Source organism: Prevotella micans F0438 (genome assembly GCF_000243035.1).
In the GTDB taxonomy this organism is placed as follows: Bacteria; Bacteroidota; Bacteroidia; order Bacteroidales; family Bacteroidaceae; genus Prevotella; species Prevotella micans.
In genome coordinates, this window is sequence record NZ_JH594522.1 from 390,883 (window position 1) to 406,246 (window position 15,364).

At 44.7% G+C, this 15,364-nt stretch carries 14 protein-coding genes and 1 pseudogene; 8 read left to right on the forward strand and 7 right to left on the reverse strand.

What is annotated here, in order from left to right; translation table 11 throughout:
• Positions 1-2: 2 nt before the first annotated feature.
• From HMPREF9140_RS06140 to HMPREF9140_RS06160, 5 genes are all read right to left on the reverse strand, one after another.
• Positions 3-1,382 carry a UDP-N-acetylmuramate--L-alanine ligase gene (locus tag HMPREF9140_RS06140; RefSeq protein WP_006952654.1) on the reverse strand — a complete coding sequence of 460 codons (1,380 nt, stop codon included), beginning with the start codon at positions 1,380-1,382 and terminating at the stop codon, positions 3-5.
• A 42-nt stretch (positions 1,383-1,424) separates the two neighbouring features.
• A complete protein-coding gene (gene murG, locus HMPREF9140_RS06145) occupies positions 1,425-2,534 on the reverse strand; it encodes an undecaprenyldiphospho-muramoylpentapeptide beta-N-acetylglucosaminyltransferase (protein ID WP_006952655.1) in 1,110 nt (369 codons plus the stop codon).
• A gap of 9 nt (positions 2,535-2,543) precedes the next feature.
• Positions 2,544-3,833, reverse strand: coding sequence for an FtsW/RodA/SpoVE family cell cycle protein (locus tag HMPREF9140_RS06150; protein WP_006952656.1), 1,290 nt, complete (start codon positions 3,831-3,833; stop codon positions 2,544-2,546).
• Positions 3,834-3,837: 4 nt separating this feature from the next.
• The gene (gene murD, locus HMPREF9140_RS06155) at positions 3,838-5,169 is read right to left on the reverse strand and encodes a UDP-N-acetylmuramoyl-L-alanine--D-glutamate ligase (RefSeq protein ID WP_006952657.1); all 1,332 of its coding nucleotides are present in this window, start codon (positions 5,167-5,169) and stop codon (positions 3,838-3,840) included.
• Between the two features lie 486 nt (positions 5,170-5,655).
• Positions 5,656-6,438 (reverse strand): DUF6261 family protein, encoded by a 783-nt coding sequence (locus HMPREF9140_RS06160; protein WP_006952658.1) that lies wholly within the window; start codon positions 6,436-6,438, stop codon positions 5,656-5,658.
• A 646-nt stretch (positions 6,439-7,084) separates the two neighbouring features.
• Here HMPREF9140_RS06160 and HMPREF9140_RS06170 point away from each other — a divergent pair.
• Both HMPREF9140_RS06170 and HMPREF9140_RS06175 read left to right on the forward strand, forming a co-directional pair.
• On the forward strand, positions 7,085-7,459 hold the full coding sequence (locus HMPREF9140_RS06170) for a RidA family protein (protein WP_006952660.1): 375 nt from the start codon (positions 7,085-7,087) through the stop codon (positions 7,457-7,459).
• 50 nt (positions 7,460-7,509) lie between these two features.
• Complete coding sequence (locus HMPREF9140_RS06175) at positions 7,510-7,794, forward strand: hypothetical protein (protein ID WP_006952661.1); 285 nt, start codon at positions 7,510-7,512, stop codon at positions 7,792-7,794.
• Between the two features lie 166 nt (positions 7,795-7,960).
• Here the strand turns inward: HMPREF9140_RS06175 and rplS are convergent, their stop codons facing one another.
• On the reverse strand, positions 7,961-8,329 hold the full coding sequence (rplS, locus tag HMPREF9140_RS06180; RefSeq protein ID WP_006952662.1) for a 50S ribosomal protein L19: 369 nt from the start codon (positions 8,327-8,329) through the stop codon (positions 7,961-7,963).
• Between the two features lie 141 nt (positions 8,330-8,470).
• Between rplS and HMPREF9140_RS06185 the strand changes: the two genes are divergently transcribed.
• Positions 8,471-9,232 (forward strand): 5'-nucleotidase C-terminal domain-containing protein, encoded by a 762-nt coding sequence (locus HMPREF9140_RS06185; RefSeq protein ID WP_006952663.1) that lies wholly within the window; start codon positions 8,471-8,473, stop codon positions 9,230-9,232.
• A gap of 20 nt (positions 9,233-9,252) precedes the next feature.
• Positions 9,253-10,113: a bifunctional metallophosphatase/5'-nucleotidase gene (locus HMPREF9140_RS06190; RefSeq protein WP_025073429.1), complete on the forward strand. Its 861-nt coding sequence runs from the start codon at positions 9,253-9,255 to the stop codon at positions 10,111-10,113.
• On the opposite strand, the gene porT is transcribed toward HMPREF9140_RS06190, so the two are convergent.
• Positions 10,085-10,831, reverse strand: coding sequence for a type IX secretion/gliding motility protein PorT/SprT (porT, locus tag HMPREF9140_RS06195; protein ID WP_006952665.1), 747 nt, complete (start codon positions 10,829-10,831; stop codon positions 10,085-10,087). The genes HMPREF9140_RS06190 and porT overlap by 29 nt on opposite strands.
• 208 nt (positions 10,832-11,039) lie before the next feature.
• On the opposite strand from porT, the gene HMPREF9140_RS10290 reads away from it, so the two are divergent.
• The 4 genes and pseudogenes from HMPREF9140_RS10290 to HMPREF9140_RS06210 form a co-directional block, all read left to right on the forward strand.
• A complete protein-coding gene (locus HMPREF9140_RS10290) occupies positions 11,040-11,210 on the forward strand; it encodes a 4Fe-4S binding protein (protein ID WP_006952666.1) in 171 nt (56 codons plus the stop codon).
• A 199-nt stretch (positions 11,211-11,409) separates the two neighbouring features.
• Positions 11,410-12,513, forward strand: coding sequence for an AI-2E family transporter (locus tag HMPREF9140_RS06200; RefSeq protein WP_006952667.1), 1,104 nt, complete (start codon positions 11,410-11,412; stop codon positions 12,511-12,513).
• A gap of 553 nt (positions 12,514-13,066) precedes the next feature.
• On the forward strand, positions 13,067-14,188 hold the full coding sequence (locus HMPREF9140_RS06205) for a DNA polymerase III subunit (protein ID WP_006952669.1): 1,122 nt from the start codon (positions 13,067-13,069) through the stop codon (positions 14,186-14,188).
• Positions 14,189-14,215: 27 nt separating this feature from the next.
• A pseudogene (locus tag HMPREF9140_RS06210) lies at positions 14,216-15,364 on the forward strand (PSP1 domain-containing protein); the annotation flags it as partial.

The window sequence follows — 15,364 nt, forward strand, 5'->3', positions numbered from 1 at the left end:
ATCTACTCCTTTTCCTTTATGAGCTTGGTAATTTGCGGAACGTAATCGTCGAGATTTCCAGCTCCTAGCACTAAGAGAACATCGAAATCGCGCTGACTGACGAACTCAAGTACGTCGTCCTTACGGATGATTTGCTTATCGATTCCCGGTGCAAGATTGTCGTATATCAGTTTCGAACTCACTCCTGGGATAGGCTCCTCGCGGGCGGGATAAATTTCGGTGAGAATAACCTCGTCGAAATTGCTCAAAGCCTGAGCAAATTCTTTATGGAAGTCGAGAGTGCGGGTGTAGAGGTGGGGTTGGAAAATAACGGTTATTTTCCTGTTCGGATAAATCTCTTTCAAACTCTTCGCGCTCTGAAGAACCTCCCTCGGATGATGCCCATAGTCGGAAAGAAACACGTGCCGACTGTTTTTAATCTTGAAATCGAACCGGCGGTCTACCCCACGATAGGTTTTCATTCCTGTTCGCAGTTCTTCGGCATTGCATCCGTTTAGCTGTGCAATGGCCATTGCGGCAATTCCGTTCTCGATATTTATAGGGATGGGTTGACCGAGTTCAATGTTCGGAACATTCTCAACAGGCGAAATGAAATCGAAAGTTATCATGCCGTCGGCAATCAGAATATTCTCTGCATGAAAATCGCCGGACGTTTTCCCGTAATCGTATATTTTCACTCCTGACCCAACATTCGGTTTCAATTCCAAATCACAATGAATAATTAGCGCACCACCCGGTTGAATTAATTCGGTATAGTGTCGGAACCCTTCGAGATAGGCCTCCTTCGTACCGTAAATATCAAGATGGTCGGGGTCTGTAGATGTTATTACGCTCATCCATGGACGCAACCAATGAAAGGAACGATCGAATTCGTCGGCCTCAATTACAACAAAATCGCTCTTGTCGGAAAAGATATAGTTTGTATTGTAATTCTTCGAAATTCCGCCGAGAAAAGCGTTGCAACCCACGCTGCTTCTATGCATGATGTGAGCGCACATCGTGGAGGTAGATGTTTTACCATGAGTGCCGGCGAAACACAGTCCTTTGTGAATACTAGTTAGGCGACCGAGGATTTGAGCGCGTTTTTCGATATTGAATCCGTTCTCGCGAAAGAAAGCCAGCTCCTTGTGGTCAGCAGATACAGCCGGCGTGAACACAACGAGGGTTGTCCGAGGGTTACGAAATGTTTGCGGAATGGCGTCGATGTTTTCCTCGTAGTGTATCGGCATTCCTTCCTTTTCGAGTTCGCGGGTAAGATTGGAGGGAGTTCTGTCGTAGCCTGCAACATCCAAGCCCTTATAAAGGAAATAACGGGCGATGGCACTCATACCAATACCACCTGCTCCGATGAAATAAACAGCTTTTATATCTTTAAAATCCATCTTGTTTTTATTTGCTATCCCTGTGTCTGTTGAATCCTACAATTACTTTCCGATGAGTTTTACAACCTCTTCGGCAATTACCTCGGCAGAGTTTTCGAGACCCATTTTCTTGATGTTTTCGCTCAACATAGTGAGTTTTGAATCGTTGACAATCGTGTTGAGAGAGAGTTCGAGGAGTGTTGCAGGGGCTTCAGAATCTTTTACGCAGAGAGCAGCATTTTTGTCAACCAGAGCCATTGCATTTTTCGTTTGATGATCTTCGGCAACATTCGGACTCGGAACAAGTATAACGGGCTTACCGATGAGCTGAAATTCGCTGATTGAACTTGCACCGGCACGACTTATAACCAGATCGGCTGCCTTATATGCGGCACCCATATCACTGATGAAATCAGTTACTTTGAGATTCGGAAGCGCTGATTCCAAATTGAGCTTATCTATGATGTTTTGATAATAATATTTCCCGGTTTGCCAAATAAATTGCACGTCGCTCTCGGCAACTAGTTTGAGATGTTCCATCACAGAACGGTTTATTGTACGCGCGCCTAGACTTCCACCCACCAACAGGATTGTTTTCTTGTCGGGATTCAAACCGAACGTTTTCCGCGCTTCTTCCTTGCTTAGAGGAGTGTTGAGAATATTCTGGCGAACAGGATTACCAGTCATTATTATCTTTTCGGCTGGAAAAAACCGCTCCATTCCATCATAGGCTACGCAGATTTTCGATACACGCTTTGCAAGCAGTTTGTTCGTGAGGCCAGCATAGGAATTTTGTTCTTGAATGAGACATGGAATGTTCATCTTTGAACATTCATAGAGTGTTGCACCACTTGCATATCCACCCACGCCTACGGCAACTTGCGGACGAAATTCGCGTATAATTTTCCGAGCCATACGCAAACTTTTCCATAGCTTCAGAATCACATCGAAGTTTCTCAACTTGTGGGCGCGGTCGAATCCTTTTATCGGAAGACCTTTTATTTCATATCCTGCAGCTGGAATGCGTTGCATCTCCATTCTACCTTCGGCACCTACAAAAAGAATCTTTGATTCGGGGAATTTAGTTCGTATGGCGTTTGCAATTGACACAGCCGGAAAGATATGTCCGCCCGTTCCGCCGCCGCTAATTATTATCCTTATTTCCTGATTCATATCGCTTTTTTATTGCCTTGCAAATGTAGCTAAATTTTTAGCGTTGGCTTTATTACCACTCTCATGTGTAGAATCTTTGCGCTGTCGGGCAGATCGACTTATACTTAGAATCACACCGATGTAAATACAGTTAATTATTGTCGAGGTACCTCCCTTACTTATGAGCGGCAGCGGCTGACCAGTCACAGGAGCCAGTCCCACGGATACGAGCATATTGAACAGCGCTTGTAGAACCAACAAAAGAGCTAATCCCATTGCCAAAAAAGCGGGGAATGAGTTTTCACATCGATTTGCGATGCGTCCTGTACGATAAAGTAGGATTATATAGAACAGGGCCACTAAAACTGCGCCTATTATTCCCAATTCCTCGATTATTATGGAGTAGATGAAATCGGAGAATGCCTGCGAAAGAAAATCGCGCTCGGTTGAATTACCGGGGCCTTTACCAATGATATCCGACGAGGCTATGGCGATGTTAGAATGCCCGATTTGTCCGTCTTTATCTAGGTCGAAATCTTTTGGTGCGACTTCCGTGTTATCGAAGAACTTTTTAATTCGTCCTTTCCACGTTCCTGCGCGATGGAACACTCCGCCCGATGTTTCTTCTTCTTGCTGGGGCATACTCATTTCGGTTAGGTTTTGTTTCTCGGGGATTTCTTTTTCTTCCTCTCCGAAAAGCATCACGAACGACACTCCAATAATGGCTATGAGCATTACGCCGCCAATGGTTGCGCCGATATATTTTTTCGGAACTCGGCCTATGAACATCATCAGTAAAACGGTTGTGAAAGCAAGTGCGGCTGTTGAGAAGTTCTCAAGAAAGATGAAGAATGTTATAACAAGAGTTACCAGTCCGATATATTTAAAGGATTTGGGATGTGCACCGTTTTCAGTTTGCATCGCGCTTAAAATTTGGGCAACGGCGAGCACTAGGGTTCCTTTCGCTATTTCGGAGGGTTGGAATTGGATTCCCAGTAGACTAATCCATCTGCTGGCGCCATTAGTAGATTCTCCGGCGAAATAAACCCACAATAATGTGAGAATGGAGAAGGCTATCAACGGTGCTGTGAAGAGTTTGAAGTATTTGCAGGGAATGTTTAGCACAATAACCATTGAGAAGATTCCCAGAGCAATCAGACCGACGTGTTTTAGAATCGGACTCCAATAGTCGCCTCCTTTATACGACAGTGAACTCGAGGCCGAGAACACTTCGATTATGCTTACCATGCATAGGAAGAAGAATACGACCCAAATGACTTTATCGCCTTTGAAAATGTTTCCGAACGATTTGTTTTTCATTTTTTCATAACGCCTTGACGAGTTGTTTGAACTGTTCGCCGCGGTCTTCCATGTTTTTGAAGAGATCGAAGCTGGCGCAGCAGGGGCTGAGCAGAACTGTGTCGCCGGGGCGAGCTAATTCATAACAGGCGTCGACGCATTCTTTCATTGAATGGGTGTCGCGAACGGGAAGTCCGAGTGAATCGAAATTTTCGTGAAGTTTTCGGTTATCGGCTCCGAGATAAACCAGGGCGGTGCACTTTTCTTTCACGAGTGGTTTGATTGGTTCGTAATCGTTGCCTTTATCTTTTCCGCCTATGATGAGAATAGTTGGTGTGCGCATGCTTTCGAGTGCATACCAGCATGCGTCGACATTTGTGGCTTTCGAGTCGTTGATGTATTGCACGCCGGCTACTTTGCAGACTTTTTCGAGTCGATGTTCTACTCCGGGGAAGTCGCTGAGGCTTTTGCGGATGTTTTCCTTGCGTATGCCGCTAATGTTCGAGGCTATTCCGGCTGCGAGTGAGTTGTAAATGTTGTGTTTGCCGGTGAGCGAGAGTGATTCTTGCTCTATATTGAATGGTGTGGGTTGTTCGATGGTGTACATGCCTTGTTCGATGTAGCCGATGCTTCCGTGTTCTTTCAGTTCGGAAAATGGGTAGCAAACGGCTTTTACGTTGAACTTGCGGAGTTCTTTTTGAATTACGGGGTCGTCGTTCCAATAGATGAAGCTATCGTCTGGGGTTTGATTTTGGATTATCCGCATTTTCGAGTCGGCGTAGTTTTCGAATTTGTTGTCGTATCGGTCCAGATGGTCGGGTGTGATGTTGAGCAGGATGGCTATGTTTGCGCGGAAGTCATACATATTGTCGAGCTGGAAGCTGCTTAGTTCTATCACGTAGTATTCGTGTGGTTCGAGGGCTACCTGGAGTGCTAGGCTGCGCCCGATGTTTCCGGCCAGACCTACGTCGTAGCCGGCGTCTCGGAAGATGTGATAAATCAAGCTTGTTGTTGTTGTTTTACCGTTGCTTCCGGTTATGCAAATCATTTTCGAGCTTGTGTAGCGCCCTGCGAATTCTATTTCGCTGATTATTCGGGTGCCTTGTTTTATTATTTTTTTGACGATGGGAGTTGTGTCCGGAATGCCCGGGCTTTTGATTATTTCGTCGGCTCGGAGTATTTTTTCTTCCGTGTGTTGTTTTTCTTCCCATTCAATTTGGTGTTCGTCGAGCAGTTTTTTGTATTTCGGGTTTATTTCTGCCATGTCTGAGACGAACACTTCGAAGCCTTTCACTTTTGCCAGAACGGCGGCGCCGCTTCCGCTTTCGCCTGCGCCTAGAATTACTATTTTTTTCATTTCTCGTTTGTTTTTTCTAATTCTTTTTTTGGGGGGGGTGATATTCAAAAAAATCCGGAGCGTATGCCCTCACGGGGTTGCTCCGGTTAGAGAAATATAAACATTAAATATTAATGCTATTATTACTTATTCTTTTTTTATAGAACCTTTTTCCTCGCTCGGAAAGGGTTTCCTTGGGCTGTGCTCTCACGAGTGAGTCCAAGTGAATATGAACTAATTAAAATTATATATTTCTTGGGGTGGGGATTTGTTCTTAAATAGATAAAACCGGGATATGCGCCTTCGCAGGTTTTTCCCGGAAATTACTCTAGATTTTCAATCTATTGAATTCTAATAAATAAATCGAATTTTACATTTTTATTCCTTTAGATTTGAAAGACGCTTGCCTTCTCAGGGTTACGTCTTTTGTTTTTTAACAACTTATCCAGCCGCTACTGGTGTGTAATACATTATTGCCATTAATTGACATTACATCTATCTATATTTTCATTCTGTTTCTTTATTTTCTTCTTTCTTTTTCTTGGCTGCTTTCTTCATCGCTATGCTTTCGCTGTGCGATTTTCGGATTGCGTCGCCGGAGGTGTTGAGTTCGTTAACTAGGATTATGACGATGTCCTTGTCGGCTTGATTTTCGGCCATTAGATAGGCTGCCGATATGCAGTGGCAGATTTCTTCGTAGACTTCGTCGGTGTGTTTTCGTGCTTCGCGTGCGGATGGCAGATGGTCGTCTATTTGATTGTCTTGCCGCTGCATTCTGAGTTCTTCGAAGGTGTCGTTGGCTGCTTTGAGGAGTTCGAACGACTTTTTGAGTCCTAGTTTATCGATTTCGGTTGGAAAGTTCACTGTGTCGACCATCATTCCGCGTATGTCGGCGCTTTCTTCGGGTAGGGGTTTGAATTGGGTACCGAAATAGGGTTTAAATGCTGCATAGAGTTTTTCGGCTGCTTCTTTCACTTCGTTTATGGGTGAGAAGCGTTGTGAGCGAATCACTCCGAAGATATTGTTCAGTGCATCGTCGCGTACTTTATCTTGTTCGGTGAGTTTTTTCGTTACTTCCGACATTGCCGACTTTTTATTGATATCGGTTTCGAGTTCGATGCACTCTTCCCATTCTTTCAGGAGTTTGTCGGACACCTTAATCTTCTCTTTGTTTGTTCGAGCAACAAGTTCGTGCTGCTGGAAATGGAACTGCACGTGAAGCGAGTTCGAGAAGCTTTTCAGATACTCGTTTTTAATCTTGGCAGTTCTTGGATAATTGAGTTTTCCCATTGTGTTTGTTTTTTAAAATTATTTTTTGATGCTGATGGGGTTGTTCTATCGCGTAATGGATTTTGGTGAGACATGAATCATTTTCCGAATGCAAAAAAAATAATTTTTTTCGGGTTATCGGTCTATTGGCCCTGTAAAAAAAACTTTTTTTTCGACCTAAAAGTTCCCGGGGGACGGAAAAAAATCTTTTTTTCAGACCAAAAGTTCTCTGGAGGTCGGAAAAAACTTTTTTTTCGGGCCAAAAGTTCCCGGGGGACGGAAAAAAATCTTTTTTTCGGACCAAAAGTTCTCTGGAGGTCGGAAAAAAACTTTTTTTTCGGGCCAAAAGTTCCCGGAGGACGAAAAAAAATCTTTTTTTCGGGCCAAAAGTTCTCTGGAGGTCGAAAAAAAATCTTTTTTTCGGGCTAAAAGTTCCCGGGGGACACAAAAAACTTTTTTTTCGGGCCAAAAGTTCTCCGAGGGTCGAAAAAAACTTTTTTCCGGACCTCGGAAACTCTGTCGACATCAAAAAAACTTTAAGATTCAGAAAAGCATTACTTTTGGCACTCGAAAAACAAACAGAACCCACAACGCACTAGCCTACGAGCGGATTCCATGTTTTTTGCGTGATAAATGAGATTCATAACCTTCAAAATAAATAAGAATAATGAAAGTACTACACTCAGAAAAGGCTCCTAAAGCAGTAGGACCCTACAGTCAGGCCATCGAAGCAGGCGGATTCGTTTTCGCCTCGGGCCAGTTGCCCATCGACCCCTCAACAAACCAATTTGCAGAGGGCGGTGTGAAAGAACAAACCCGCCAGTCGCTCACCAACGCCCGCAACGTTCTCGAGTCGGCCGGCCTCGGTTTATCCAACGTGGTTAAAACCACCGTATTCCTCTCCGACATGGAAAACTTCGCCGCCATGAACGAAGTTTATGCCGAATTCTTCAAAGAACCCTATCCCGCACGCTCGGCCTTCGCAGTGAAAACCCTTCCGAAAGGCGCACTGGTCGAGGTTGAATGCATCGCCGCCCGATAGAGAGAATTAAGAACCGGAACCCCGTTTCCACCGTCTTAAAACCCATCATCATGAAGAAGCGTATCAAAACATTCATCGAGGAGCTCGGAAAAAAGAACAACAGGCCCGCCGAAACATCAGGCAACCTAACCAACCTCTCGGCCAGCCTTGAAAAACAACACATCCACCTCCATTCAAAGTCCCTGCATAAGCTCCTGGGCTATCTTTCGGGAAGAGAAAAGCCGTCGCGCAAAACCCTCGACCGTTTAGCCCTGTTCGCAGGCTTCCAGAACTGGAAAGATTTAAAATCGGCGCTCCACGGCGAATGCGATGCGCAGGTCAACTATGAGGATTAAACTTGGAGAACCGGCCGGGTCGGAAATCCAACCTTTATAACTGAACCAAAAGCGGGCGAAGAAACTTTTTTAGTTTTCGCCCGCTCTTCTTTTCGCCCCACAACAAAAAGAAGTTCGAAACCCGAAGGCCCCGAACTCCAAATGCTGATTTTAAAACAGTAGAAAATTACTTTTCAGTGCCAGAAGCAAGCACTCTCTTTTCCTTGATTCGAGCAGCCTTACCAGTGAGCTTCCGCAAATAATAAAGCTTAGCACGACGCACTTTACCTCGTTTATTCACCTCGATTGAATCAATGTTCGGCGATTCGATTGGAAAAATACGCTCAACGCCAATCGTGCCCGACATCTTGCGAACCGTAAAGCGTTTCTTGTTACCCGCACCGCTGATTTTAATTACAACGCCGCGATAAAGCTGAACACGCTGCTTGTTACCTTCAACAATCCTGTAACCAACGGTAATCGTGTCACCAGCCTTGAACTCTGGAAAATTTTTGCCTGTTGCAAATGCTTCTTCAGCAACTTTAATTAAATCCATTTTTATTACTGATTTAAACTGTTATTTTTCGAGTGCAACTTGGCTCATGACTCTTCCACGGCCAGCGGTTACACCGATTTTCGCTTGCAAAGATACGCCTTTTGAATAACTTTGCAGAAATCAATAATTAAACGCATACTGATGAAACATCTTTCATCTCCAATCCTTTCGCTCATGCTGCTCTTATCGGCCTGCGCAAAAAATTATGTGCTCACCGACGTGTCAGGCAGCCGAATTCTAATCGACTCGAAATTCGACGCCCGAGAGGACAAACACGTAACCAATTTCATGAAACCATACAAACAAAGAGTAGATAGCGTGTCGAATCCCGTTGTCGGACAAAGTGCACGTCGAATGACTCGCGACAGACCCGAAAGCGAACTCTCAAACCTCATTTCCGACATCATGGTATGGGGCGCAAACGAACTGCTCAACCAACAAACAGATTTCGGAGTCTACAACATGGGCGGACTTCGCGCATCGCTCCCCGAAGGCAAAGTAACCTACGGCGACGTGGTCGAAATCGTTCCATTCGAAAACAAACTATGCGTCCTCACCCTATCGGGCGAAAAAGTACTACAGCTATTCGGCGAAATGGCCCATCGAGGAGGCGAATGCGTCAGCCACGGCGTCGAACTAGTCATAACCCGCGACGGAAAACTCAAAAATGCCCTCATCCACGGCAAACCAGTCGATATTTCAAAAAACTATCGCATAGCAACCGTAGACTATGTCGCACAAGGTAACGACGGAATGAACGCCTTCAAATCGAAAACCAATTACATAGCCCCACAAGAATTTGAACTCAACAGCAGATTTGTCGTCATGGCCTACTTCCGCAAACTCGCCGCACAAGGAAAAACCGTCGACGCCAAACTCGAAAAGCGAATAAAAATAGAATGAACCTCAAAAACCCAGTAACAATGAAACGAAACATAACTCTACTCGCACTCTGCACACTTGCAATCCTCGCACAAGCACAAACAAAACAACTAACCATATTGCACACTAACGACACACACAGTCAGATTTATCCTCTCACCCCGAACCTCACCGATACAATGCTTGCCGGAAGAGGCGGATTCATACGCCGCATCGAAATGCTAAAAGAAGAACGAAAAAAAGACCCCGAACTACTGCTCTTAGATAGCGGAGACTTCTCACAAGGCTCGCCATATTATACTCTATACAAAGGTGACGTAGAAACAAAGCTGATGAACATGATGCACTACGATGCCGTAACTATCGGAAATCATGAGTTCGATTTCGGACTACAAAATATGGCGCGAATCTTCCGGCTCGCAAAATTTCCGATAGTTTGCGCAAACTACGACTTCACAGGCACAGAACTGGCCTCAATCGTGAAGCCCTACGTGATTCTTAAAAGAAAAGGATTAAAAATCGGAGTCTTCGGTCTTGCCCCTAAACTCGACGGACTAGTTATGAAACAAAACTATCTTTCAGTAGTCTATAAAGACCCCGTCGCCGTAGCACAGAAAATGGTAAACGAACTAAAAACTCAAAAATGCGACCTCATAATCTGCCTCTCTCATCTCGGATGGAAAGCCGAAGGCGTGAGCGACGAAGAGGTGATTGCAAACACTCGAGGAATAGACCTGGTCCTCGGAGGGCATTCGCATTCCTATTTCAAGAAACTCGAATATGAAAAAAATCTCGACGGCAAACCAATTCCCGTAGACCAGAATGGAAAACACGCCGTATTTGTAGGTAAAATGATTCTGACCTTCGCACCCCTTACTCGAAATAGAAAGTCAGAGCAATAATCTTCGACCGCGCGTCGCTAACCGAATTTGTGTACATCAGCATTCTCTTATCACGCAGATTTTTCCCGTGATTCATGTCCAAGCAATTGCTAAGTCCAAACATAAACTTCAATTCGGGACGCAGCTTGAAGTAGGGCAAGTAAAAATCGCAACCCAAACCTAACTCCACAAAAACATCGCTTCTTTTCAACTTTAAATAATCATCATCCTTGCTTGAAAGGTTCAACATCGGATTAATTCCAAGCAAAACATACGGCCTATGATTATTAAATCTTGGCGCGGCGGCAATCAAATCCAACGCACAAGAAATATAAGCCGATTTCAACCCCTGAACCTGTTCCGTTGGCTCGCCATTGGGCAAACGGTCGCTCAAATTCCTGAACGTAATGTGTCGCGTTCCGAAATACAAAGCCGGAGCAACCCGAAACTGGAAAGTACTGTTCAATCGCAGCTCTCCCAACACGCCCACCGTAAATCCGGCATCCCATCTATCCTGGTCGGCCGAGATAATCTTCTCCACCGGCCCGTTTCCATCTTCCAAATCAATAAACTTCGGTCCTGCATTTAGCAATTCCATATCCTGAAGATGCGTGCCCACCAAAACCCCGAAATGAAACTGTCGCAAATCGGTATAAGGCCTGTTCTGAACTGTTCGCTCTTGCGCACCGGCCGCCAATACACAAAAAAAGAATAGTATAGTGTAGATATTTCTTTTCATACGCCATCCTAAACGCTTTCCGCAGTCCTTTTATTGTTTCACTCCGAGAGAGGAGAATATTTTTTATCGCGTCTAAATTCTTATCCTTTTTATCATCACAATTAGGTATTGCACATAAACCATCTACCTTTGCATCGCACACAAGTAGGTATTCGCTACGCGTTCTGTGCACGAAAACATTATCAAATAATTAAAAAATAAAAACATTATGGCTTACGTAATCAGTGATGATTGTATCGCTTGCGGTACGTGTATTGACGAATGTCCGGTTGGAGCAATTTCCGAGGGCGACAAATATGTAATCAACGCAGACGCCTGCACAGAATGTGGCACCTGCGCCTCTGTTTGCCCGAGCGAAGCAATTAGTCTTCCCGAATAACGAGACCGTTAGTTAGTTTATTGATTTAGTTTATCCGCGAGTTCCGTTTGGAGCTCGCTTTTTTGTGCCATCACATTAGACCCTCAATTCACTTGCGCATTTTCCCTACATTTGCAAACAATTTATGGCACGAAGCACACAATGCCCCTATCTGCTTCCCCCAAAGCCATCCGAAAAGGGAAACAAAACAACATAACTCATGCAAAAACCAATAACATTCGACAAGTTCATTCGCTGGACACTCATCGCACTGGCAATTCTCGCCACATACTTCATCGTCAACAGTCTCTCGGGCGTGCTTCTGCCCTTCTTCGTCGCCTGGTTTATGGCCTATCTGCTCTACCCCATCGTAAAGTTCGTGCAATACAAGCTCCACGTGCCCACCCGAGCCCTGAGCATAATCGTTGCCCTGCTATTTGTTGGAATCATCATGGCCGCGATATTCTATTTCATAGTGCCGCCAATGATTGACCAATTCAACCGCCTGAGCGTCATCGCATCGAAATATTTCCACGAAACAACCCACGTCAACAGTCTTTCGTCGATTGCTAAACAATGGGTGCTCGAACATCAAGACGAAATCGAGAAGTTTCTCCGAAGTCCCGACTTCCGCAAGACTCTGCAATCAACCATGCCGAAGATATTCTCTGTCATCGGTCAAACGGCAAGTATAGTAATTTCCATAATTGCCTCCTTCATAACGTTGCTCTACATGTTCTTCATCCTCCTCGACTACGAAACCTTATCCACTAAATGGGTTAAGATTTTCCCCAAAAACGTTCGCCCTTTCTGGCAAGGATTGGCACAAGATGTTGAGCGCGAACTCAACAACTACATCCGCGGCCAAGGCATGGTTGCTCTTTCGATGGGTATTCTTTTCTGCATCGGCTTCACAATTATCGACTTCCCGATGGCCATCGGTTTGGGCATTCTCATTGGTATCCTTGACCTCGTGCCCTATCTTCACACTTTCGCCCTCGTGCCCACTGCCTTTTTATCGTTGTTGAAAGCAGCCGACACGGGGCAGAATTTTTGGATAATATTTCTTTCGGCCGTCGCTGTGTTTATAATCGTGCAGATAATCATCGATATGATCATAACCCCGAAGATAATGGGCAAAGCAATGGGATTGAACCCTGCCATTCTTCTCCTCTCTCTATCGGTTTGGGGCGCCCTTCTCGGCTTCATCGGTTTGATAATAGCCCTTCCGCTAACCACCCTAATCATAGCCTACTGGCAGCGTTATGTTACGAAAGATGTCAAGCTCCCCCGAGCTTCCGAAACACCGCCTGCCAGCACTTGAACATGAATCTTCCTTTACACAACTTAAACAGGGCTATCCCAACTGCGGGATAGCCCTGTTTTTTATGATTAGTTGAAATCATATATAATGCTATCTTATAAAATAAAATAGTAGTATCAGCATTATTAATGCTAACTATTAAAAGTAAATATTCCATAGCGCATTATTAATGCGCTATGGAAAAAACAAATATAACTCTAGGCATCATCAATGCCTAAACTACAAATAAAATAATGGTTAAAGAATTATCGATGCGCATACTTAAAATAAAATATTAGTTAAGGCATTATCAATGCGTGATTGATAAATATTTTTCTACTATAAGCATTATAAATGCCGATAGTCAAAATAAATTTTTAGTCTAAGAATTAATTATTCCGGAAATTGAATTACTCCCCGATTATAATCGAACGCTACATTACAGCAAATACGCTCGGATATCTCATGAAACCAACGGCATAACAAGGCGTGCCACAGGTCTCTCGCCTTTATTTCTTAACTTTGTCGGCGAAAGATATTTTTAAATAAAATTCCAACTTCCCCAAAACATACAATGGAGTTTTCTGACGTAATCGGACAGGAAGAAACTAAACGTCGACTTCAACAAATGATGAATGACGAACGCATACCGCACGCTTTGATGTTCTGCGGACCGCAAGGATGCGGAAAAATGCCGCTCGCCATGGCTCTCGCTACACAATTGCTAGTCGACAGCGCCGAAAATAAGGAAAACGCCAAAGCTATGCTTCGAAAATGGGAGCATCCCGACCTGCACTTCGTCTACCCCACCATAAAACTGCCCGGCATGAGCTCCGACCATCAGCCCGTGAGCAGCGATTTCATCAAAGAATGGCGACAGCTCATCGCCGAAAACGTCTACATAACCATAAACCAATGGATGAAGCAAATAGGAGCAACCACACAGCAGGCCGTTATAACCGGAGCCGAAAGCGACGAGCTAGCTCGCCATCTGTCGCTTAAAGCCAGCCAAGGCGGAAAGAAAGTGGCCATAGTGTGGTTGCCCGAACGAATGAATCTCACATCAGCCAACAAACTACTTAAACTGCTCGAAGAACCACCGAAAGACACGATATTCATAATGGTGAGCGAAGAACCCGAAAAACTGCTCGAAACAATCAGAAGTAGAACGCAGCGGATAAATATAAAAAGTATAGAAACGCAAGCCATTGAGCAAGCCCTCAAAGAGAAACGAGGAGTAGACAACGAAACCGCCCACCGAACAGCCCGAACGGTAAACGGTAACTGGAACAAAGCCCTTGAGATACTTCAGGCCGGAAACGAAAATCAAGAATTCTTCGCAATGTTTCAGATGCTTATGCGACTGTGTTACATGCGCAACGTAAAAGATCTCAAACGATGGAGCGAAGCCGTGACAGCCTACGGACGAGAAAAAGACCGCCGGATGCTGGAATATTTCATCAAACAGGTGCGAGAGAATTTCATCTACAACTTCCATAATCCAGAACTCACCTATATGACCGGCGAAGAAGAAGCATTCGCCCAAAAATTCTCACGATTCATAAACGAAGCTAATGTAGTCGAGATTGCACAACTGCTGCAAAGGGCGCATCGCGACATCGGACAGAACGCCAATCCTAAGGTAGTTTTCTACGATATGGCACTCAACTTGATTGTGCTCCTACTTCGAAAATAAAGCCTACACACAATTCAAAACACTCACATGGACTATAAAGATTTGAAATTCAAAATATGCAATGAATGCGACCGCGGACTGGCATGCTCGGCGTGCGGACGACAAAACAGCCAACTCAACACCTACAACTGGCTTGAAGATGTGCCGGGAATTAACGAAACAACCGACCTCGTGGAGGTGCAATTCAAAAATACAAGGAAAGGATATTATAAAAACGTTGGCCAACTCAACCTCAAAAAAGGCGATATCGTGGCTGTAGAATCAACTCCGGGACATGACATCGGAACCGTGACACTCACCGGTCGACTCGTAATTCTGCAAATGAAAAAGTGCAACGCACTCAAATCGCTCGACGATATTAAAAAAATATATCGTATCGCAAAAGACACCGACATGCAAAAATATCGCGAAGCAAAAGCGCGTGAACACTCAACAATGATTGAAAGTAGGCAAATCGCAAAAAACCTCGGGCTCAAAATGAAAATCGGAGACGTGGAATATCAAGGCGACGGAAATAAAGCCATCTTCTACTACATAGCCGACGAACGCGTTGACTTCAGGCAGCTCATCAAACAACTTGCAGCAGCATTCCACGTCAGAATAGAAATGAAACAAATCGGAGCCCGACAAGAAGCCGGTCGTATAGGCGGAACAGGCCCGTGCGGACGCGAACTTTGCTGCGCAACATGGATGAAAAGCTTCTCGAGTGTGTCGACCAACGCCGCCCGAATACAAGACGTACCACTCAACCCAACCAAACTCGCCGGTATGTGTGCCAAATTGAAATGCTGCCTCAACTATGAAGCCGACGAATATGTCGAAGCAAGAAAACAATTCCCCAGTAAAGATGTGAAACTACAAACATCCGACGCCGAATACTTCCTATTCAAAAACGACTTCTTGCAAGGACTCTGCTCCTATTCAACCGACAAGAACCTCGCAATAAACCTCGAAACCATAACCGCCGAACGGGCAAAAGAAATAATCGAAATGAACCGCCAGGGCGAGAAACCACTATCGCTCCAAAATAACGGTAGAATAAAAGCTTCCAGAAAGCCTGCCGATCTGCTCGATGGAGCTGACATAAGTCGCTTCGACAAAACCAAGAAGAAAAAAAGAAAAAGAAATCCACACGGAACACACATCAAAACAAAACCGAACAAGCAAAGAAAGAAT